13 protein-coding genes are annotated in these 20,854 nt (G+C 71.6%); 5 read left to right on the top strand and 8 right to left on the bottom strand.

Annotation, left to right across the window (positions count from 1 at the left end; translation table 11 throughout):
* Positions 1-116: 116 nt before the first annotated feature.
* Together QRN44_RS13825 and QRN44_RS13820 are read left to right on the top strand one after the other, a co-directional pair.
* Positions 117-1,220, top strand: a complete 1,104-nt coding sequence (locus QRN44_RS13825; protein WP_285039412.1) for a VIT1/CCC1 transporter family protein — start codon at positions 117-119, stop codon at positions 1,218-1,220.
* A 131-nt stretch (positions 1,221-1,351) separates the two neighbouring features.
* A complete protein-coding gene (locus QRN44_RS13820; protein WP_285039411.1) occupies positions 1,352-3,445 on the top strand; it encodes an acyltransferase family protein in 2,094 nt (697 codons plus the stop codon).
* Between the two features lie 222 nt (positions 3,446-3,667).
* Here the strand turns inward: QRN44_RS13820 and QRN44_RS13815 are convergent, their stop codons facing one another.
* From QRN44_RS13815 to mvk, 5 genes are read right to left on the bottom strand one after another with little or no spacing between them, the layout of a single operon-like run.
* Positions 3,668-4,861, bottom strand: a complete 1,194-nt coding sequence (locus QRN44_RS13815; protein ID WP_285039410.1) for a hydroxymethylglutaryl-CoA synthase — start codon at positions 4,859-4,861, stop codon at positions 3,668-3,670.
* A gap of 59 nt (positions 4,862-4,920) precedes the next feature.
* Positions 4,921-5,988 carry a hydroxymethylglutaryl-coenzyme A reductase family protein gene (locus QRN44_RS13810; protein ID WP_079002857.1) on the bottom strand — a complete coding sequence of 356 codons (1,068 nt, stop codon included), beginning with the start codon at positions 5,986-5,988 and terminating at the stop codon, positions 4,921-4,923.
* Entirely contained in the window at positions 5,985-7,202 is a 1,218-nt protein-coding gene (locus QRN44_RS13805) for a phosphomevalonate kinase (RefSeq protein WP_285039409.1), read from the bottom strand. The genes QRN44_RS13810 and QRN44_RS13805 overlap by 4 nt, the downstream gene beginning before the upstream one ends.
* On the bottom strand, positions 7,199-8,257 hold the full coding sequence (gene mvaD, locus QRN44_RS13800) for a diphosphomevalonate decarboxylase (protein WP_285039408.1): 1,059 nt from the start codon (positions 8,255-8,257) through the stop codon (positions 7,199-7,201). The genes QRN44_RS13805 and mvaD overlap by 4 nt, the downstream gene beginning before the upstream one ends.
* Positions 8,254-9,192 (bottom strand): mevalonate kinase, encoded by a 939-nt coding sequence (mvk, locus tag QRN44_RS13795; protein WP_285039407.1) that lies wholly within the window; start codon positions 9,190-9,192, stop codon positions 8,254-8,256. The genes mvaD and mvk overlap by 4 nt, the downstream gene beginning before the upstream one ends.
* A 389-nt stretch (positions 9,193-9,581) precedes the next feature.
* On the opposite strand from mvk, the gene QRN44_RS13790 reads away from it, so the two are divergent.
* Together QRN44_RS13790 and QRN44_RS13785 are read left to right on the top strand one after the other, a co-directional pair.
* On the top strand, positions 9,582-15,164 hold the full coding sequence (locus tag QRN44_RS13790; protein WP_285039406.1) for a glutamate synthase-related protein: 5,583 nt from the start codon (positions 9,582-9,584) through the stop codon (positions 15,162-15,164).
* 23 nt (positions 15,165-15,187) lie between these two features.
* Complete coding sequence (locus QRN44_RS13785) at positions 15,188-17,020, top strand: sulfite reductase subunit alpha (protein WP_285039405.1); 1,833 nt, start codon at positions 15,188-15,190, stop codon at positions 17,018-17,020.
* Positions 17,021-17,201: 181 nt separating this feature from the next.
* On the opposite strand, the gene QRN44_RS13780 is transcribed toward QRN44_RS13785, so the two are convergent.
* Together QRN44_RS13780 and QRN44_RS13775 are read right to left on the bottom strand one after the other, a co-directional pair.
* On the bottom strand, positions 17,202-18,347 hold the full coding sequence (locus tag QRN44_RS13780) for a 5-(carboxyamino)imidazole ribonucleotide synthase (protein ID WP_285039404.1): 1,146 nt from the start codon (positions 18,345-18,347) through the stop codon (positions 17,202-17,204).
* Between the two features lie 129 nt (positions 18,348-18,476).
* A complete protein-coding gene (locus tag QRN44_RS13775; protein WP_231884331.1) occupies positions 18,477-19,034 on the bottom strand; it encodes a PH domain-containing protein in 558 nt (185 codons plus the stop codon).
* A gap of 101 nt (positions 19,035-19,135) precedes the next feature.
* Here QRN44_RS13775 and QRN44_RS13770 point away from each other — a divergent pair, with 101 nt between their 5' ends.
* The gene (locus QRN44_RS13770; protein WP_121291906.1) at positions 19,136-19,948 is read left to right on the top strand and encodes an EI24 domain-containing protein; all 813 of its coding nucleotides are present in this window, start codon (positions 19,136-19,138) and stop codon (positions 19,946-19,948) included.
* On the opposite strand, the gene QRN44_RS13765 is transcribed toward QRN44_RS13770, so the two are convergent.
* Positions 19,932-20,723, bottom strand: a complete 792-nt coding sequence (locus QRN44_RS13765) for a biotin--[acetyl-CoA-carboxylase] ligase (RefSeq protein WP_285039403.1) — start codon at positions 20,721-20,723, stop codon at positions 19,932-19,934. The genes QRN44_RS13770 and QRN44_RS13765 overlap by 17 nt on opposite strands.
* Between the last annotated feature and the right edge of the window lie 131 nt (positions 20,724-20,854).

Here is a 20,854-nt window from a genome sequence, read left to right as displayed (position 1 = left end):
GATCGGCTCAGGACGCACCGCAGCTGCTGGACAAGCCCTCGCCCGGCGACCCCAGTCCGGGGACGTCTCCGTGGCGCGCGGCGCACCGGTCGACGGGCGTCTGGGACAATCGGCGGATGAGCGAGTCGACCACGAACGGATCCGCGTCCCGCCAGGAACCACCCAGCCAGCGCGAGCTGCGGCGCTGGCGCGGGTACCTCGCCGACGAACGCGCCGAGGCCGCCGTCTACCGGGATCTCGCTGGCCGGCGGAGCGGTGAGGAGCGCGACATCCTGCTCGCGCTCGCCGAGGCCGAGAAACGCCACGAGTCGCACTGGATCGCCCTGCTCGGCGACGACGCCGGCAAGCCGCAACGCGGTGACCTGCGGACCCGACTGCTGGGCTGGCTCGCGAGGCGGTTCGGATCCGTCTTCGTCCTGGCGCTCGTCCAGCGAGCCGAGTCGCGCTCGCCCTATGCGACCGAACGGGCGGCCACCGAGCGGATGGCCGCCGACGAGCAGATCCACGAGGAGGTCGTCCGGGGCCTGGCCGCCCGTGGACGCAACCGCCTGTCCGGAACCTTCCGGGCGGCCGTGTTCGGAGCGAACGACGGACTCGTCTCGAACCTCGCTCTCGTCATCGGCATGAGCGCCACCGGGGTCGGCAACGGCGTCGTCCTCGCCGCCGGGCTCGCGGGCCTCCTGGCGGGTGCGCTGTCGATGGGTGCCGGTGAGTACGTCTCGGTCCGGTCGCAGCGCGAGCTGCTCGAGGCGTCCAGCCCCAACCCGGCGGCCGACGACGCCCTCCCCCACCTCGACGTCGACGCGAACGAACTCGCGCTCGTCTACCGGGCCCGTGGCATGGAGGTCGGCGAGGCCGAGGCACACGCCGCGGACGTCCTGGCCCGCGTCGGTGCGGGGACCTACGAGCGCGAGGCCCGTGCGGCGATGGAGCACGAGGCCATCGGGACCGGGCTCGGAGCCGCGCTCTCGAGCTTCTGCTTCTTCGCATCGGGCGCCGTGATCCCGGTCCTGCCCTACCTGTTCGGGCTGCAGGGTGTCGCGGCGCTGTTCGTCGCCGCACTCCTGGTCGGGGTGGCCCTGCTCGGAACCGGCGCCGTCGTCGGGCTCCTCTCCGGCGGTCCACCGCTCCGCCGGGCACTGCGACAACTCGCGATCGGATACGGGGCGGCCGCGGCGACCTACGTGCTCGGCCTGCTCTTCGGCGCGAACGTCGGCTGACCCGATCGTCGGCCGTCCGCCGTCGACACCCGAAGCCGAAGCGAACCGGTCATCTGCCGTCCACGAGTGCGTCACCGGCGTTCCCTACGCTGAGCCCGCCGTCCGTCGACCCGGACGGCGGAGGAGACCGCGTGAGGCAGGTGCAGGAGCGGACCGGCGCGTCTCCCCTCCTCGGAGCGGTTCCGCGCACACAACCCGACATCCAGCTGCTCCGCGCAATCGCCGTCCTGTCCGTCGTGGTCTTCCACCTGTCGTCGAGCCTCCTGCCCGGTGGGTACGTCGGCGTCGACGTGTTCTTCGTCGTCAGCGGCTATCTGATCACGAGCCACCTCGCACGCCAGGCCACCGAGACGGGCCGCATCGACCTCCCGGCGTTCTGGGCCCGCCGCATCCGGCGACTCCTGCCGGCCGCGCTGCTCGTCCTCGCCGTCACCGCGATCCTCGTCTGGCGGTTCGCTCCGCCGAGCGCCTGGACGCAGTTCTTCACCGAGACCGTGGCGGCCGGGACCTCCTGGGAGAACTGGTTCCTGGCCGGGAGCTCCGTCGACTACCTCGCGCAGGGAAGCGCCGCGTCGCCGGTCCAGCACTTCTGGTCGCTGTCCGTCGAAGAGCAGTTCTACCTCGCCTGGCCACTCGTCGTCGTGCTGTGCGTGTGGCTCACCCGGCGGCGAGCGTCGGACCTCCGCCGCACCCTCGGTGTGGCGCTCGGGATCATCGGTGCCGCCTCACTCCTGTGCTCGATCCTGTACACGGCGGCGGACCCGGCACCGGCGTACTTCGCCACGCCGACCCGTGCCTGGGAGTTCGCGGCCGGCGGTCTCCTCGCGCTGCTCGGGCCGGTCGTGGTCGTGCACCGCACCCGTTGGCGGACGGCTTCCGGTGTCCTCGGCGTCGTCCTCCTGGCGGTCGCGCTGGTCGCCTTCACCGAGCGGACGGCGTTCCCCGGGATCGCCGCCGCCCTCCCGGTGCTCGGGACGCTCCTCGTGATCGTCGGTGGGTCGTCGACCCACCGGTGGTCCGTGACGACCCTCGCACGGACGCGTGCGTCGCTCCTGCTCGGCGATCTCTCCTATTCGCTGTACCTGTGGCACTGGCCACTCATCGTGGTCGCACCGTGGGTGCTCGGCGTGCCCCTCGCGCTCGACGACCCGCTCGGTTGGGCGATCGCGGCCGCTCTCCTGGTCGTCGCCGTGGTCCTCGCCGCGCTGACGAAACGGTTCGTCGAGGACCCCGTCCGACGAGCCCCCGTCCTCGCGCACGCCCGCCCCGCCCGGACCGTCCTGTCGGCCGGCGCGGCGACCGCACTCGTGCTCTGCATCCCGACGGCGGGGTTGCTGACCGTCGCCGCCGAGGAACGCACCCTCGCGAGCACCGTGGACGCCTACGTCGCAGACGGTGAGCCGTGTTTCGGTGCCGATGCGGCCGTGTCGGGCTGCACCAATCCGGCGTTGGCGGATGAACTCCTGCCGCCGCTGTCGGTGCGGACCGAGGACACGGGCGACACCTTCCGGTGTTCCGCAGCCGCCGACGCGCCGGACTTCCCCGGCTGCACCTTCGGTTCGGATCGCCCGGACGCCACGCGGGTCGCGCTCACCGGGAACTCCCACGCCACGATGCTCATCCCAGGCCTCGTCGACCAGCTCGAGGCACGCAACTGGCGGCTCGACGTGTACGTCGGCAAGGGCTGCGAGTGGCGGGCACCGGGACCCGACGACTCGGCGGCCTGCGACGCCCGGCGGACGCTCATGCAGGAGGCGTTCACGGGTGGGCGGCCGTACGACATCATCCTGGTGACCTCCAAGAGTCCGGACGAGACCTCGGTGGCCGAACAGGCCGCGATCCGAGGCGCGACGCTCGCCGCGTGGACACCGGTGCTCGAGCAGGGGACGTCGATCGTGGTGCTGCGGGACAATCCCCGCGTGCCGACCGAAGCCGCGGCCTGCGTCGACCGCGCGAGCGCCGCAGAGCTCATCGCGGGGGCGTGCGCCTTCCCCGTAGCCGACGCGTACCCGACGTTCGACCTGAACACCGCTACGGCGGCGATGACCGACGGCGCCGTGCCGGTCGTGGATCTCGGCGAGCTGTACTGCGCCGCAGGGACCTGCCCGCTCGCCGTCGGGAACGTGCTCGTCTATCGCGATCTGCACCACATCACGGCCACCTGGTCGCGGACCCTGGGCCCGTTCCTCGTCGACCGGGTCCGAGCCGCCACCTCCCGGGGGTGACCAGTCCGCGATCGGGTGGAGTGCCAGCGCGGTGCGCTGACGTGAGGGTGTCGAACCCGGCGCCGGCGCGGTGCGCTGGCGCGAGCGCGGGGGAACCGGCACGACCGCGAGGCACACGCGTGAGCGCGCCCCTCTGGAGACCCGCGCTCACGTCCCCGACCCGCGGTGACGTCAGCGCACCGCGCTGGCGACCCACCCAAGACAGCCGGGGCGCGGGAGCGGTCAGGCGGAGGTGGGCTCGTACTGCCGGCGGTCGCCGACGATGCCCGCGAAACGGAACGGCGCACCCGTCTCGCGCGGACGGTCGGAGTCGTGGACGTCGGCCGACGCCGCGTCCTCGAGGAGCTGCAGGTAGCGGGCGTCGTCGACGACCGTCCGCGCATCGAGCTGCGCACGGTTCAGGTCGCTCCGCAGAGCCGAGCGGTAGCCCGGACGCACGATGCCGCTGAAGCACTCCGCGACCGCACCCGATCCGTAGCTGAGGAACGCGATGCGCCGACCGGTGAGGTCGTCGTCACCGTCGAGCAGCGCGAGCAGCGCGAGGTACACGGAGGCCGTGTAGCTGTTCCCGATCCGGCGGTTGTACCCGGTCGTCGGCTCGATCTGTGCGTCCAACTCCTCCTGGGTGCGCCCTGCGCCGAGCGACTTGGCCAGGTGCCGGTGCGCCTTGATCGCCATCTTCGTGAACGGCTGGTGGTAGCAGAAGTGGTCGACCTCGGAGAAGTCCGCTCCGCCGCGTGACCGGTAGTCCGCCCAGGCACCCTCGATGGCGTCCTGGTAGGCGGAGATGGACAGCTTGCCGTCGACGATCGCCGTCGCACTGTGGTTCGGGCGCCAGAAGTCCATGACGTCCTGCGTGTAGACGCCGGTCGCGGTCTCGAGCTCGAGGATGGCCGGATCGGCGGCAACGAGCATGGCGACGGCCCCGGCGCCCTGCGTCGGCTCGGCGTTGGAGTGCAGTTCGTACCGCGCGACGTCGCTCGCGATGACGAGCACGGTCTCCTCGGGGTTCCGTGCCACGAGTGCAGCCGCGAACTGCAGCGCCGCGGTGGCCGAGTAGCAGGCCTGCTTGAGCTCGACCACGCGGACCGCCTGCGGCAGGCCGAGCAGCCGGTGCACATAGACGCCCGCGGACTTCGACTGGTCGATCCCGGACTCGGTGGCGAACAGGACGGTCCGGAGCCGGTCGCTGCCGTGCCGTTCGATGATCGGCGCTGCGGCTGCGGCGGCCATCGTCACGATGTCCTCGTCGGCGGCCGGGACGCTCATCTCGCTCTGGCCGAGACCGACGTAGTACTTGGCGGGCTCGACGCCGAAGCGCCCCGCGAGCTCGGCGAGGTCGATGCGGTTCGCACCGGTCGCGAAGGCGATGTCGTCGATGCCGACGGCGGGGCTGGTGGTCTGGCTGGTGTTCACGTGCGGGGTGCTCCGTTCGAGCGTCGACGATGCACCGGTCCCCCGGTGCGGTGGGAGGGTCAGGCGGGCGCGCCGGCCGCGGTCTGCGCGCTACGTTCGAGCTTCAGGTGGGCGGCCATGAGCTCACCGGGGTTGGTCTGCGCGGCGAGGAGTGACAGTTCGCCGCACCAGACGGCGGCAGCACACAGGACGGCGAGTCGCCGGGCGTTGGCGCCGGGTTCACGGTCCTCTCGGCACCCGAGGCGGGTGAGGTTCTCCTCGACGAAGCCGAGCCCCTTGCCGTTGCCGACCGTGCCGACGATGAGGTTCGGCAGGGTGCAGGAGAAGTAGAGGTCGCCGTCGTGGACCTCGGCGTGCGTGACGCCCTGCGAGCCCTCGACGATGTTCGCGGCGTCCTGGCCGGTCGCCAGGTAGAACGCGAGCAACATGTTGGCGTAGTGGGCGTTCGCGCTACGCAGGCCACCGGCGAGGATCGTCCCGACGAGGTTCTTGCGCACGTTCAGCTGCACGATCTGCTCGGGCGTCGTGTGCAGGAACCGCTCGACGATCGCCCGCGGGATCGTCATCTCGGTGACGACGTTCTTGCCACGACCCAGGATGCCGTTGACTGCGGTCGCCTTCTTGTCGGAGCAGAAGTTGCCGGAGATCGAGCCGTACCGGAGCATCGGCCAACGCTCCATGATGTACGGCATGAGACGGTCCGCCGCGAGCGTGACCATGTTGTGCCCGGACGCGTCACCCGTGCGGAACTCGAGGCGCAGGAAGAGCAGGTTGCCGGCGATCTGCGAGTTGATCTCGATGAGTTCTGCGAAGTGGCTCGACTGTGCGACGACGGCCTGCAGCTCGGGGAGGCTGCGCTCGATCTCGCGGAGCGCCTGCAGGGCGTCGCCGGCGGAGTCGACCTCGAACAGGACGGAGCGGCTCATCCGCTCGTCGACGAGCGTCGCGCGGATGCCGCCGGGGACCATGGAGGAGATGCGGGCGCCCCGACGGACCGACGGCCAGAGCGGGCTCTCGTAGGTGGCGAGCGGGACCTCCTGCTCGCCCTCCATGACGTTGCCGCTCAGGTGGAGCGGACCGATCCACTTGAGTGGGACCGGTGCGACGCCGTCGGGTTCGTTGCTCATGCGTGGTGTTCCGTTCCGCCCCGGAGGACGTCGTGCTGCTCGGCGAAGGCACGAGCGTAGGTGGATCTGATGGATTCGACCGCGTCGTCGTCGGTACGGCTGATCTCCGCCGGCCCCCACGGGCTGTGGGCGGCGTCGATGAGTCCGGTCGGCGGATGCACCGTGAGCGGGAGCCGCTCGATGCCGTGCGCCGACCAGTCGTCTTCGAGGGCGGCGGTGGAGACGGACTGGCCGATGAACGCGATCCCGCAGTCGCCACCACCGGCACCGGACGACTTGGCCGCCCCGCCGAGACGCTCGGCGGCGTCGCAGAGCTGAGCAAGCGCGGCGGTCTCGATGTCGACGCCGGCGTCGCGTCCGAGACCGGCGAGCGTCGCGCGCGCGGAGCGGACGGCACCGAGCACGAGGGCCGGGTCCTCGTCGTTCAAGCCGATCGTGAGGGCGTCGACGGCGGCCCGACTGGCCGCGAGGAACGAGGTGTAGTGGGCGGTCTCCGCCCATTTGCGGGACTGCAGTTCGTCGACGAGACGCGTGGTCGAGGCGGGCTCGCCGGTCCAGCCGACGAGGAGCCGGAGCGAGGTCGGCGGCGACAGTCGCTCGAGTCCCAGCTCGGCCCAGGGGTCGCGGAGGGCGGCGAGCACCCCTTCTCGGTGGCGCACCTCGCGCAGCCGAGCCCGATCGGGTGAGGTGTAGCGGAGCCAGCCGCCGAACATGCTCGCCGCGAGGTCGCCGCCGGAGGCTGCCGGCGCGACGTCGATGGTGGCGAGGATCGCGAGCTTGAGCATCTGCGTCCGGGTGAGGTCGAGCTGGTAGAACTCGTCGAGGGCGCGGATGGTGGCGGTCGTCACGGCGGCACTCGAGCCGAGGCCGAACTTCCTGCCGCTCGCATCGTCGAGCTCACTGGTGATGGACAACGCGGAGAACCGCTGCGCCACGCCGAGCTCGGCGACGAGGGTCTCCATCGTGCTCACGGCGGAGAGGACGTGGTCGAGCGGGCGTTCCTCATGCTCGACGACGACCCCGTTGCGGTTGCGACGCCAGATGATGGGCGCTCGGCCGTACTGGTCGGAGAAGATGCGGCCCTCGTGCTCGCTCGCTTCGAGTCGGACGGTGACGCACCGGTCGACCGCGACGAGGATGGAGGGGTGCCCTGGTTCGACGACGGCGTACTCGCCGGCCACGAAGAGCTTGCCGGGCGCCTTGATCTCGATCATCGCGCTCCTTCCGTTGTCTGCTCGCCCACCGATCCGCCGGGCTCCGAGGTGATGAGCCTCGCGCCCCGTCCGGCTCTGGCGGGGATGACGCCGATGTCGGGCTGCGCCTCGAGGATCCGAGTCGCTAGCTCGTCGACCGCGTCGGCTCGACACAGGATCTTCACGTTCGGGCCGGCGTCCATCGTCGCATAGCATTCGAGGCCGTCGCCTCTGAGGTTTGCGACGAGATCGAGCAGTTCCACGCTCGCCGGTCCCCAATACCTGACCGGCGGCTCGGCGCCGAGCATCGTGGCGTGCATCCGCATCGCGTTCCGCTCGGCGATCGTGCCCACCGCGGTGAAGTCGGCGCGGGCGATCGCGGCGAGCATCTCCTCGAGTTCGACGGGGGTGCGTTCGACCCAGGCGGGGTAGTACGGGGAGGTGTCGACCGTGCGGCGCATGCCGTCGCGACTGGAGACCGACTTGGCCCGGGCGTCGAGGACGGTGAGGACCATGCCGAGCTCGAGTCCGCGCGCGGGCACCGCCTCGGCGAAGGAGCTCTCGTCGTCGTGCCCGGCGTGCCAGACGGCGATCCCGTCGAAGATCGAGCGGGAGGCCGATCCCGAGCCACGGCGCGCCAGCCGGGAGAGGGCACGGCGATCGAGGTCGAGTCCGAATGCGGTCGATGCGGCGAGCGCCAGTGCGGCGAAGCCGGAGGCCGAGGAGGCGAGGCCGGCGCCCGTGGGGATCTCGTTGTGGGAGTCGACGGTGACGCGCTCGTCTCGGTCGGCGAGCGCGCGCACGAGGTCGATGAAGCGTGTGACGCGGGAGCGGGCGGTGCCCTCGAGGGCTCGTCCGCCGAGGAGCACGACGTCGTCGGCTGCGTCCGTCAGTCGCACCGTCGTCGTCGTGGGCGCCGCGTCGAGGGTCAGTGAGAGGCTTCCGGTCCACGGGAGGATGAGCGCCTCGTCCCGCTTGCCCCAGTACTTGACGAGGGCGATGTTGGGGTTGGCCAGCGCGGTCGCGGCGCCGTCGGCCGACGCGGTCTCGGCGTGCTGTTGCGGGGTCAGGGTCACGCGTAGTCCTCCGCGTCGATCGTCCAGGTGCCGAGTGCTCCGGCCTCGAGGAGGGCTTGCGAGATGCGTCGGGCTGACGCGGGGTCCGCGGCGAGGGTGATGATGCATCCACCCTGCCCGCCGCCCGTGAGCTTCGCGCCGAGGGCGCCGTTCGCCGTGGCGACCTCGATGAGCGCGGTGATGGCGGGGTGGCCGGCGCCGAGTTCGTCGAGGACGACCTGCGCCGTGTTCATGCGGGTCCCGAGGTCGTCGCGGCGGTCCGCGGCGAGGTCTGAGACGCCCGCCAGGGTCCCGCGTTCGAGCTCGGCCAGGAGCGCCCGGCCGCGCTCGGGGTGCAGCTCGACGAAGGTGCGGACGTCGGCGACCGCCTTCCGGGTCGACCCGCGCGCACCGGTGTCGGCCACGACGAAGCTGCCGCCGAAGCGGATCGGCGGATGCTCGACCCGGCCGGCGGTGAAGAGGATGGGTGTCGAGGCGCTCGTGGCCCGGGCGTCGAGACCGCTGGGCGTCCCGTGGGCGACGCGTTCGCCGCGCTGCACGAGCTCGAACCGGTCGGCGTCGTCGAGCGCCACACCGTGGAGGTCGGCGACGGCGTCCACGATCGCGTTGGCCGCTGCGGCGCTCGAACCGAGGCCCCGTCCGATCGGTAGCGTCCCGCGGACGACGACCTCGACGCCGGCCGGGGCCGCACCGACGTGCGCGAGGGTCTCGAGGACGGTGGTCCCGAGCGGATCGGAGGCGTCGAGCGGGCCGAGCGAGATCTCGGTGTCGAGGACCGAGGCCCCGTCGATGCGCCGGGCGGTCGCCTCGACCCGGAGCGACGGGATGGGCAGGGCGACGGCTGGAGAACCGTAGACGACGGCGTGCTCGCCCAGCAGGATCGCTTTGGCGTGCGCGAAGCCGCGACCGGTCGCAGCCGTGTGCTCTGTCGTCATCTCACCATTCTGGTCCGAAAAACATGCAGCTGGCTGCACATCGGTCGTCCGGTCGCGATCCGATCCACCACGGGCCGGCTCGTGAGCCGCCCCGCAGCGCATCCGGGCGCTGCGCGATGGGCCGTCGACGGGAGCCGCCGGAGCGCTCACGGCGTGTCCCATACGTACCGGAAACACCCAGCCTACGCCGATCGGCCGGGTTCGGCTCGTTACGGTTGAGTGGGCGGGACGGCCCGGTTAGGATCGGAACACCTCCATTCATGCAGACGACGGCCGCCGCACCCAGCGCCCGCGTCGACACGGACCCAGCCTCCAGCGACGTAGATCCGGTCCCGTCATCTCACCGTCTCCGGGCCGTCCAGCGCCCGCATTCCGAGGGGTACCCCGTCGTGATCTCGTCTTCCGTTCCACCGCGCCCGCGCACCGCAGCACCATCGCCCCTGCCCGACCTCGTCGATCGCCAGACCGACAAGAGCGACTGCGGCGTCGGCTTCATCACCCGTAAGGACGGCGTGCAGAGCCACGACGTCATCGCCCTCGGCGACACCGCCCTGTGCGCCATCCCCCACCGCGGCGGCATGTCCTCCGAGGGTGTCGGCGACGGAGCGGGCGTGCAGATCGACCTCTCGGTCGACTTCTTCAGCTCCCTCGTCGGCAAACCGCTCGTCGCCGGGCGGTTCGGCGTCGCGAACGTCTTCCTCCCGGTCGACCACGGTCGGATCGGCGACGCCGAGGCTCTCATCGAACGCTCGCTCGTCGAGGCCGGCTTCACCGTGCTGCTCGCCCGTGCCGTGCCGACGGTCGACGCCGTCCTGCGCCCGAAGGCCGTGCAGTACCAGCTGCCGATCCGGCAGTGGATCTTCGAGCCGTCGGACGACGCCTCCACGGAGGACCTCGACCGGCGCGCGCACGCGGCCCTGCTCGCGATCGAGGCCACCGCCTACACGGACCTCACCCTCGACGGCCTGTACCCGCTGTCGCTCAGCACGCGCACGCAGGTCCTGAAGGGACGCCTCAACTCCGGCGAGGTCATCCCCTACTTCGCCGACCTGGCCGACCCCCTGCACCGGGTGAGGACCCTCGCCTTCCACACCAGGTTCTCGACGAACACCGCTCCCCACCCGTCGATGGCGCAGCCCTTCCGCCTCATGGCGCACAACGGCGAGCTCAACACCGACCGCAAGAACCGCCTGTCCGAGACGGCGCTGGCGGCATCGCGGGGCCGGAAGATCATCCGGGCCAGGGGCCAGTCGGACAGCTCGCGCCTCGACCAGACGCTGCACAGCCGCGTCGTCGAGGACGGCCTCGAACTGCTCGAGGCGGTCGTATCGGTCATGCCCCCGGCCTGGGAGAACGATCGCACGCTGAGCCGCGAGGTTCGGGCGATGCTCGAGTACTTCTCGCTCGTCGAGGAGAAGAACGACGGCCCGGCCGCCCTCATCTTCAACGACGGCACGACCGTCGGCGCCCGGCTCGACCGCCTCGGCCTGCGCCCGCTGCGCAGCGTCGAGACGGCGGACTACCTCTGCGTCACCTCCGAGGCGGGGCAGCTGCCGTTCCCGGACGACGAGGTGGTCCACCGCGGTCGCATCGAGGCCGGCGGCATGCTCGCCTACGACCACCGCACGGGCACGCGCCTCCGAACGGGCGAGGCGCTCGAGCTCCTCGCGGCACGCAAGGACTACCCGGCGATGCTCGCCGCATCGGCCACCGACCTCGACGCGCTCGAGGACCGGGGCGTCCCGGTGTCCGCACCGACGGCCTCGGCGGACGACGCGTTCGCCTACCGCGGTGGGCTGAGCCAGGTGCAGCGCTACGTCGCCTACTCCCTCAACCAGGAGAGCTTCCGGTTCATGACGGACCCGATGCTCGCCTCTGGCAAGGAGCGGATCTCGGCGATGGGCTACGGCAACGCCATCAACGCCCTGTCCGACCAGGAGGGCGGCCTGGCGAAGTACTTCTCCCAGCGCTTCGCCCAGGTGACCAACCCGCCGCTCGACAGCATCCGTGAGGCTGACGGCATGACCCTGCGGGTCGCGCTCGGTCCGAAGCCCGGTAGCGGCACGGTCGGCACGAAGCAGCTCGTCCTCCGATCCCCCATCGTCAGCGAGGACGAACTGCGGCGCCTCAGCGCTCAGCACGAGTCGCCGGTCGCGTGGTTCGACATCCTCTACCGGCCCGAGGTGGACGCGCAGGCGAACGCCGACGCGCTCGAGGCCGCCGTCGAGCGCGTGGCCGCGGAGGTCGCCGGGTTCGCCGCAGAGAACGGCGGCATCGCGATCCTCAGCGACCGCGGCGTCCACGCGGAGGGTGCCGCCCTGCCGCTCATCCTCGTCGTGGCGGCCGTCAACCAGCGACTCATCGACGACGGCCTCCGGCTCCGCGTGTCGCTCGTGGTCGACAGCGGCCAGCTGCCGTCCTCGCACCACGTCGCCTCCGCCCTCGGCTTCGGTGCGTCGGCGGTGCACCCGCTCGCGGTCCGCCTCCGCGCCGAGCAGCAGCACCCCGACGAGGTGGAAGCCGCGTTCCGACGGTTCGCGTACGCCGCCGAGAAGTCGCTCCTGAAGACCATGGGTCGGGTCGGCCTGTGCACCGTCGAGAGCTACATCGGCGGAGAGTTCTTCGAGCCGAACTACCTCGACACGAGCGACCCCGTGCTCGCGCGCGCCTTCCCGCACCTCCGCGCCCCCGTCGGCGGCGTCGGGTTCGCCGGGATCGCCCGGACGGCGAGCGCCTGGCACCAGCGCGCCCTGACGACGTCGAGCGACGCGGACGTCCCGCTCCTCGGCCTGTTCAAGGAACGCGCCGAGGGCGCCGGCCACTCCTACGGGACGACCGCGGTCCGCGGCTTCGTCGACCTCACCGAGGAGCCCGTGCAGCTGCCGCGAGCGGGCACGACCGCCGTCGACCGCGACGGCGGTACGCTCGGCGACGACCCGCTGCGCCTCCACACCATCGGGAACCTCGAGGACGCGTTCGGGATCGACGACGACGCCTACCAGCACACCTCCTTCGACGCCCTCGACGACGACGAGATCGACGCCTTCACCATCACGCCCGGCTACCGCTCCTTCGTCCAGTCGATGACCACCGAGCGGCGCCGTCGCCCGGCCGCCCTCCGCGACGTGCTCGTGCTGCCCGAGGACATCACCCGGCTGACCACCCCGGAGGAGTTCGCGCGCGAGCTCGATCGGCTCGGCCCCGTCGGCAACTCCTCGATCGTCGTCCGCGGCCTGCGCGCGACGCGGACCGAGCAGGGTCGGCACCGGCTGCAGCTCACGGGACCGCTCGCGGGCGACCTCACCCGGGTCTCGGCGCTCGGCGAGTACTACGTCCACCGCTTCGGCGGCGAGGTGACGGGGCACTGGATCTCCGGTGGCGACCTCATCGTGGAGGCGACGGGGTCCGCCGACGACTACTTCTCGATGCTCGTCGAGGGGGCCGAGAGCATCTCGACCGACCTCGTCCAGCCGGCGAGCGAGATCACCCGATCCCTCGCATCCGGGGCGATGAGCCACGGCGCCCTCGTGGCGACCGCCCACGAGGCGGTCGCGCACGGCACCAACATGGTCGGCGGGATGTCGAACAGTGGCGAGGGCGGCGAGCACCTGTCCCGCTACGGCACCATCCGCGGCTCGCGCATCAAGCAGTTCGCCTCCGGGCGCTTCGGCGTCTGGGCCGGCTACCTCGCCGACCCGATGCTGCAGGAACTCGAGATCAAGATCGGCCAGGGCGCGAAGCCCGGCGAGGGCGGTCAGCTCCCGGCTCCCAAGGTGACGGTGGACATCGCCGCCGCCCGGGGTGGCACGCCCGGCATCGAGCTCGTCTCGCCGCCGCCGCACCACGACACCTACTCGATCGAGGACCTCGCGCAGCTCATCCACGACTGCAAGGCGGCACGGGTCCGCGTCGTCGTCAAGCTCGTCTCCTCCGAGGGCATCGGCACGATCGCCGTCGGCGTCGCCAAGGCCGGTGCCGACGTCATCAACGTGGCCGGCAACACCGGTGGGACCGGCGCAGCCGCCGTGACGAGCCTCAAGTACGCCGGACGCAGCGCCGAGATCGGCATCGCCGAGGTCCACCAGGCCCTCAGCGCGAACGGTCTGCGGTCGAAGGTCACCCTGCGCTGCTCCGGCGCGCACCAGACCGGTCGCGACGTCGTCATTTCCGCCCTGCTCGGCGGCGACAGCTTCGAGTTCGGGACCACCGCGCTCATGATGCTCAAGTGCGTCATGGCGAAGAACTGCAACGTGAAGTGCCCGGCCGGTCTCACGACCAACCCGGAGACCTTCGACGGCGACCCGCGCGCGCTCGCGCAGTACCTCCTGAACATCGCACACGACGTCCGCGAGCGGCTCGCCATCCTCGGCCTCCGCTCGCTCCGCGAAGCCCGCGGTCGCACCGACCTCCTCCACCTCGTCGACCACCCGGCCGCCGTCGCGGACCTCGACCTGCGGGCCATGCTCGCGGTCGTCCCCGAGGTCGTCGTCACCGACCCCGTCTACCTGGAGAAGGACTTCACGCTCGACGACGCCCTCATCGAGCGGGTACGGGCAGGACTCTTCGACGACGGCCGGACGACGCTCGACCTCGGAGCCGAGGACGCCGACGGCGGGATCCGCCTCGGCAACCGCTGGCGTTCCGTGGGCGGGCAGCTCGCGATCGACCTCGAGCGCATCCTCAACCACGAGCTCGACGACGCCCAGGCGGCGGCGATCCCGTCCGTCGTCACCGACGACCGCGGCCACCGTTCGCTCGCCGCCGACACCGTGACCATCCGCACCGAGCACTCCGCGGGGCAGTCGTACGCGGCGTTCTGCGTCGACGGCCTGCACTGGCGGCACACCGGCACCTGCAACGACGGCGTCGGGAAGAGCGCCTCCGGTGGCACCATCGCGATCCTCTCCCCCGGCGGAGGCAGCTCGGAGGACGGCGGCAACGTCCTCATCGGCAACTTCGCGCTCTTCGGGGCGACCGGCGGACGCACCTTCGTCCAGGGCGAGGCCGGCGACCGCTTCGCCGTCCGCAACTCGGGCGCAACCGCGGTCGTCGAGGGCGTCGGCGACTACGCCTGCGAGTACATGACCAACGGCGCCGTGCTGAACCTCGGCGGCTTCGGTATCGGCTTCGGCAACGGGATGAGCGGTGGCTTCGTCTACCAGTACGACCCGCGGGGCGAACTGCCGAGCAAGGTCAGCGCGGACTCGCTCCTCCTCGGATCGATCACCGAGGGCGATCAGGCGGCGTTCCACGAGGCCGCCGTGCTCCTGCTGCTGGAGTGGCACGTCGAGGCGACCGGCTCGCCGCTCGCCTCCCGGTTGCTCGCCGAGTGGGACACGGCGAGGCACCAGTTCGTGTTCGGCATGCCCCGCGCACTGCTCCTCTACCAGGACAGCGACGCGATCCTCGCGGCCAAGAGCCGGAAGGAACTCCTCGACGAGCTCGGCGCGGCCCTCGCGGCACAGCAGCTCCGCACCTTCAAGCTCGACTACCGCGACCGCCGGCCGGTCCGCGGCGGTCGTGCCCCCGGACTCGGCGAACCGGCGGCGGACCCGCAGGACGTCTACGCACTCCTCACGAGCTACACGGTGCTGAAGCTCGCCCAGGAGGTCGCGCTGTCCCGCACACCAGGCGTCGACGACCCGTCGCACCCGCTCGTGCAGGCGAGCGTGCGCACGCTCATCCTCACCGAGGACTTCTTCGTCATGCAGCGGGTGCAGCGGGCGGCTCGAGAGCTGCTCGAACGGTACGACGACGGGGCGCTCGCCGCCATGATCGCGTCGAAGCGACTCCACGACTACACGGAGGCCCTGCGGCTGCGGAACGTGCGGTCGATCGACCACCCGGGCACCACGGGGTGGATCATGCACCAGCACGCCAAGAACCGTGCCCGATCCGCAGCGACCGGTGGCACCGAAGCACTCCTTGCATCGGCCGCTCTGGCCGAACTGACGCTGGCGGGTGGCCGATGAACGCGCCCGGCCCGGAGGGGATCATGACCGAGACACGGACACCGACGGCGATCGGATCGAGCCCGGTGCTCTTCGAGGCGCTCGCCGCGCTCGGCAGCAGCGCCGACGACCCGTTCATCCCGGCGGACGCACCGTTCAGCCCCGAGCAGCGTGTCTGGCTCGCCGGTTTCCTGGCCGGTGTCCGCTCCAGCGCGATCGACGCCACCGACGCAGGTGGCCGCACGCCGCAGCTCGCCCTGCACGTGCTCGTCGGGACGCAGACGGGCACCGCGGAGGCCATCGCGGAGGATCTCGGCCGAGCCGCCTCCGGCTACGGCGTGGCGGTGACGACGATCGGGCTCGACGACGTCGAGGTCGACCGGCTCCCGACGATGGGACACGTCGTCGTCATCACCTCCACGTACGGCGAAGGTGAGATGCCCGACAACGCCGGACTGTTCTGGGAGACGCTTCAGGCGAGCACCGCACCACGCCTCGACGGCCTGAAGTTCTCCGTGCTCGCGCTCGGCGACTCCGGATACGACGGGTTCTGCCAGGCGGGCAAGCTCATCGACACGCGCTTGGAGCAGCTCGGCGCGGAACGCATCCTCGCCCGCGTGGACTGCGACGTCGACTACGAGGAGCCCGCCGCGGCGTGGACCACGCAGGCGCTGTCGCTGTTCGGCGCCCTCGCCCCGACGGATGCCGATGCGGCACCCGCTCCCGCGCCGGCGGCCAAACCGGCGAAGAAGCCCGGCCGCACGCGTTCACCGTGGACCCGCAAGACGCCGTACGGCGCGACCCTCGCCGTCAACCGCGTCCTGTCCGGGCCCGCCTCGTCGAAGGAGATCCGGCACTACGAGTTCGACCTTGGCGACAGCGGCATCGAATACGCGGCCGGCGACGCCCTCGGCGTCATGCCGAGCAACGACCCGGCGCTCGTCGACGCCATCATCGCCGAACTGGACGCGACCGCGGACGAGTCGGTCGATGGCTCGACCCTGGCGGACCGGCTCACCAACGGGTTCGAGATCCGCACCCCGTCGAAGGACCTCGTGGCCGAGCTCGCCGACCGCGCGCCGGGCTCGGAGCTGGCGGGGATCCTCGCGCTCGCCCAGGCGGAGACGCTCGACTCCTGGTTGCGCGACCGCGACATCCTCGACCTCCTGCGATCCACCGCGGTCCGGTTCGACGCCGCCTCGCTCCTCGACGTGCTGCGTCCGCTCCAGCACCGCGCGTACTCGATCTCGTCCAGTCCGCTGGCGGCCGACGGGCGCGTGCACCTCACCGTCGCGAGCGTCCGGTACGCGGTCGGCGACCGTCTGCACGGCGGCGTCGCGTCGACGCATCTCGCCGACCGGGTCGCGGAGGGTGCCACGAGCGGGATCTTCGTCTCCGCGAACGCGGGCTTCCGGGTGCCGTCGGACGACGATGCACCGCTCATCATGGTCGGCCCGGGAACCGGGATCGCGCCGTTCCGCTCGTTCCTCCAGGAGCGCCGCGAGCGCGGGGCGACGGGTCGGAACTGGCTGTTCTTCGGCGACCAGCACCGAGCGCACGACTTCATCTACGAGGACGAACTCGGCGAGCTGCTCACCGGAGGGGTGTTGGACCGTCTGGACCTCGCGTTCTCCCGCGACCAGCGCGAGAAGGTGTACGTCCAGACCCGGATGCGCGAGAACGGCAAGGAGCTCTACGCCTGGCTCGAGGAGGGCGGCCACTTCGCCGTCTGCGGTGACGCCTCACGGATGGCGAAGGACGTCGACCAGGCGCTGCACGAGCTCATCGCCGAACACGGCGGGCGTTCGACGGAGGCCGCGGCCGAGTACGTGCACACGCTGAAGCGCGAGAAGCGCTACATCCGCGACGTGTACTGAGGCGCTGCGGGCTCGTGAGCAGGGCCCTTCGACAGGCTCAGGGACCGGTCACCGATCCCCGGGCGGGCCCCGCCCGGTCCCTGGGCTCCCCGGCCCGGTCCCTGAGGCCCTCACCCCGCCCCTGAGGCCCTCACCCGGCCCCTGAGGCCCTCACCCGGCCCCTGAGCTTGTCGAAGGGCGGTCAGGCGTTCTCGGCTCCGAGCAACGCCGCGGCGGCCCGTGCCTCGTACACGACGTCGTCGAGGTCGTCGCCGGCGACGTTGACGTGGCCGACCTTACGCCCGGGGCGCGGGTCCTTGCCGTAGTTGTGCACCTTCGCCAGCGGGTGCGCACCGAGGACCTGCGGGTACCGGTCGTCGAGCGTCCCCTCCGCGGGCCCGCCGAGGACGTTCACCATGACGGTCCAATCGCGGTGGCAGCCCGTCCAGCCGAGGGGCAGGTCGAGGACGGCCCGCAGGTGCTGCTCGAACTGGCTCGTGACGCTGCCGTCCTGCGTCCAGTGCCCGCTGTTGTGCGGACGCATGGCGAGTTCGTTGATGAGCAGGCGGTCGTCGTCGGTCTCGAAGAGTTCGACGGCCAGGACGCCCGTCACCCCGAGCGCGGTCGCGACGGTCATGGCGATCTCCTCCGCGGTGTCGGCGAGCCGACCAGCCGAGCCGGGCGCCGGAGCGATGACCTCGCTGCACACCCCGCCGAGTTGGACGGTCTCGACGACGCGCCACGGCACCACCTCGCCGGACGGGCGCCGGGCGACGAGCTGGGCGAGCTCGCGCCGGAACGACACCAGCTCCTCGACGAGCAGTGCTCCGCCGTTGGCGTCCTCGGAGAGCGCCGTGAACCAGTCGTCGACCTCGTTCGGTCCGTGGACGACGCGGACGCCCTTGCCGTCGTAGCCACCACGTGGCGTCTTCACGACGCCCTTCCCGCCGTGCTCGGCGAGGAAGGCGGCGAGCTCCTCCTGATCGTGCACGCGCGCCCAGTCGGGCACCGGCAGTCCGAGCTCCGTGAGGCGTTCGCGCATGAGCAGCTTGTCCTGGGCGACGGCGAGCGCGTCCGGTCCCGGGTGTACCTGGACACCGGCATCGACGAGCGCCCGCAGGACCTGCTGTGGCACGTGCTCGTGGTCGAAGGTGATGACGTCGACCGTCTCGGCGAAGGCGAGCACCGTGTCGGCGTCGCGGTAGTCGCCCACCTCGACGGTGGCGAGCCGGGCGGACATACCCTCCTGCTCGGCGAGCACCCGGATGTCGAGTCCGAGGTTCACGGCCGCAGGCACCATCATCCTGGCCAGCTGACCGCCGCCGATCACTCCGACGCGAATGCTCATGGGTTCACTCCAGCTCTCCGGCGACCGGCCGGCGGGTCTCGTTTCGGCAGGCGGGACGGGCGGATCCTGAGGCGGATCAACGGGTGCCCCGACTCGAACATCGTACCGGCCGGGCGCGCCCCGCACCGGTCAGCGTCGGACCGGTGGCTGCTGCATCGGAGGCGGTGCTGCCGGGTACGGCGCGGCGATGCTCTGGTTCTCCGCGACGAGCTCGTGCAGGGCGTTCTGGACGAGGACCGCACCGGGCACGTCCCGCAGGACGACGGGCACCTCGCCACCGCTCGTCACCCGGACGTTGCCGCTCCCGAAGGCGCTCTGCACCCAGCTCTTGTGCACCGTGATGCCGTAGCCGCGGGCGTGGTAGAGCTCCTGGCGCGTCCGCACGAAGAACCCGCGACGGACGATCAGTCGCCGGGTCGTGATCACGTAGCGGACCGACAGCCAGGCGATGAACGGCAGGACGCAGGCGACCAGCACGATCACCCCGCCGCCGATGAGGACGGCCCAGTTCTGCCACTCGAGGTCGAACGAGCCGAAGAAGTACGCACCGGCGCCGCTCACCGCGATGAGCAGGAGGGCGGGGAGCAGGAGCCGCCGGGCATGCGGACGCAGGCGTGCGACCACACGTTCGGTCGCCGCCGCGGGAGGAGCCGGCCTGCCCGGCCCCGTCATACCGGGATCAGCCATACTCCCATTCTTAGCAGTCGCGGCAACCCGCCGCCTGCTCCCACCCCGCCCGTCGGCGATCCCGAGCATGCGTGCATCGGCCGCCCGGCTAGCATGAAGGCGTGAAACCGGCCGACAGCACCGCACCGACGGCGCAGCACCCCGGCGTCGTCGGGTCGTTCCTCGAGGGGATCGGCATCCTCTTCGGCGGGTTCCGCCTCTGGGGTACCTCGCCGAAGCGCATGCTGCTCGGCATGGTCCCCGCCGCGATCGTGGGCGTCGTGTTCATCGCGCTGCTCGTCCTCCTCGGCGTCAACGCCGCCACGATCGTCGACTGGGCGACACCGTTCGCCGACACCTGGGACGAGCCGTACCGCTCGTCCATCCGGGTGGCCGCAGCGGTGGCATTGGTGGCCGTCGCCGTCGTGGTGATGCTGTACGCCTACGCCGCAGCGACGCTCCTCGTCGGCGACCCCTTCTACGAGCGGATCTGGGCCGACGTCGAACGCACCCTCGGCGACGCTCCTCCGGAGTCGGGTGAGTCCGCCTGGCGCGGACTCCTCACCGGTGTCACCCGGGCACTCGGCCTGCTCATGCTCACCATCCCGACGGCGGCCGTCCTCTTCCTCCTCGGCTTCGTCCCGGTGGTCGGCCAGACGGTGGTCCCGGTGCTCGGGCTCGCCGTGAGCGGTTGGTTCCTCGCCCTCGAGCTGACGGGCTACGCGTTCGACGCGAGGGGATTGTCGTTGCGCGACCGCCGCCGGACCCTCGCGAGGAGACGCGCCCGCACCCTGGGCTTCGGGATGACGGTCGCGGTCCTCTTCCTCGTGCCGGTCCTGTCCGTGCTGGTCATGCCGGCAGCCGTCTCCGGCGCGACGGTACTCGCACGCCGGTCCCTCACCGAACAGGCGGGAACGCTCAGCGCACGTGCGTGACGTCGCCGGCCGCCACCGCGACCGGCGCACCACCGTCGGTCGGTCGGACGACGAGCCGCCCGTCGGCGTCGATCCGCTCGGCCGTCCCGGTCAGGATGTCGCCGCCGGGGAGTTCCACCCGCACCGAGCTGTCCAACGTCACGCATCGCTCGGTGACCGCAGCTCGGAGCCCGCTGGCCTCGGCGTCACCGCACGCCGCCAGGTAGGCGTCGTACAGTGTGCCGAACGCGCGCAGGTAGCCGACGAGGACGGTGTCCGGGTCAGGATCGACGAGACCGGCGAGCGCGAGCGAGGTGGACCGGTCGGTCGGCAGTTCCTCGGCACGCTGACGGAGGTTGACACCGGTCCCGAGGATCACCGCGTCCCCACTCGGCAGCAGCTCGGCGAGGATGCCGGACACCTTCCGACCGCCGATGAGCACGTCGTTCGGCCACTTCACGTCGGCGGGCACCCCGAGCTCCCGGAGCGACTCCGCGAGCGCCGCACCCGCGAGGAGCGGGAGCCAGCCGTAGGCCTGCAGCGGGAGCGGATCACCCGACGGAGTGACCGGCCGGAGCAGGACCGAGACGGCGAGTGACGTGCCGGGTGGCACCGTCCACACGCGACCGAGGCGGCCTCGTCCCCCGCGCTGGTCGTCGGTGACGACGACCGCGCGGTCCGGCCACGCGGCGCCGCCGTCCTCGCGCACGCGTCGGGCGAGTTCGTCGTTGGTGGAGCCGGCGTAAGCGAGGATCTCGAGGCGTGGGACGAGGGCGGCGGCGAGGGGCAGATCCATGGCACAACCCTACTGAGGCCGGTCGTCGGTGCCCGCGTCGCCCACCGGCATGCTTGGACGATGCCGACAACGGATCAGCGCGCCGCTTGTACCCGATCGTCAACGGGTCGGCCGGGGGACCACCGGGTAAG

The organism is Plantibacter sp. lyk4-40-MEA-4, assembly GCF_030209415.1.
GTDB classification, from domain to species: domain Bacteria; phylum Actinomycetota; class Actinomycetes; order Actinomycetales; family Microbacteriaceae; genus Plantibacter; species Plantibacter flavus_A.
This window is presented reverse-complemented; position numbering and strand designations above follow the sequence as displayed.

Bases quoted from the DNA above. Each gene is read 5' to 3' on its own strand.
- QRN44_RS13780 (WP_285039404.1), bottom strand. From the start codon at position 18,347: ATGAGCATTCGCGTCGGAGTGATCGGCGGCGGTCAGCTGGCCAGGATG.
- QRN44_RS13765 (WP_285039403.1), bottom strand. From the start codon at position 20,723: ATGGATCTGCCCCTCGCCGCCGCCCTCGTCCCACGCCTCGAGATCCTC.
- QRN44_RS13805 (WP_285039409.1), bottom strand. From the start codon at position 7,202: ATGATCGAGATCAAGGCGCCCGGCAAGCTCTTCGTGGCCGGCGAGTAC.
- mvk (WP_285039407.1), bottom strand. From the start codon at position 9,192: ATGACGACAGAGCACACGGCTGCGACCGGTCGCGGCTTCGCGCACGCC.
- QRN44_RS13775 (WP_231884331.1), bottom strand. From the start codon at position 19,034: ATGGCTGATCCCGGTATGACGGGGCCGGGCAGGCCGGCTCCTCCCGCG.
- QRN44_RS13785 (WP_285039405.1), top strand. From the start codon at position 15,188: ATGACCGAGACACGGACACCGACGGCGATCGGATCGAGCCCGGTGCTC.
- QRN44_RS13810 (WP_079002857.1), bottom strand. From the start codon at position 5,988: ATGAGCAACGAACCCGACGGCGTCGCACCGGTCCCACTCAAGTGGATC.
- QRN44_RS13825 (WP_285039412.1), top strand. From the start codon at position 117: ATGAGCGAGTCGACCACGAACGGATCCGCGTCCCGCCAGGAACCACCC.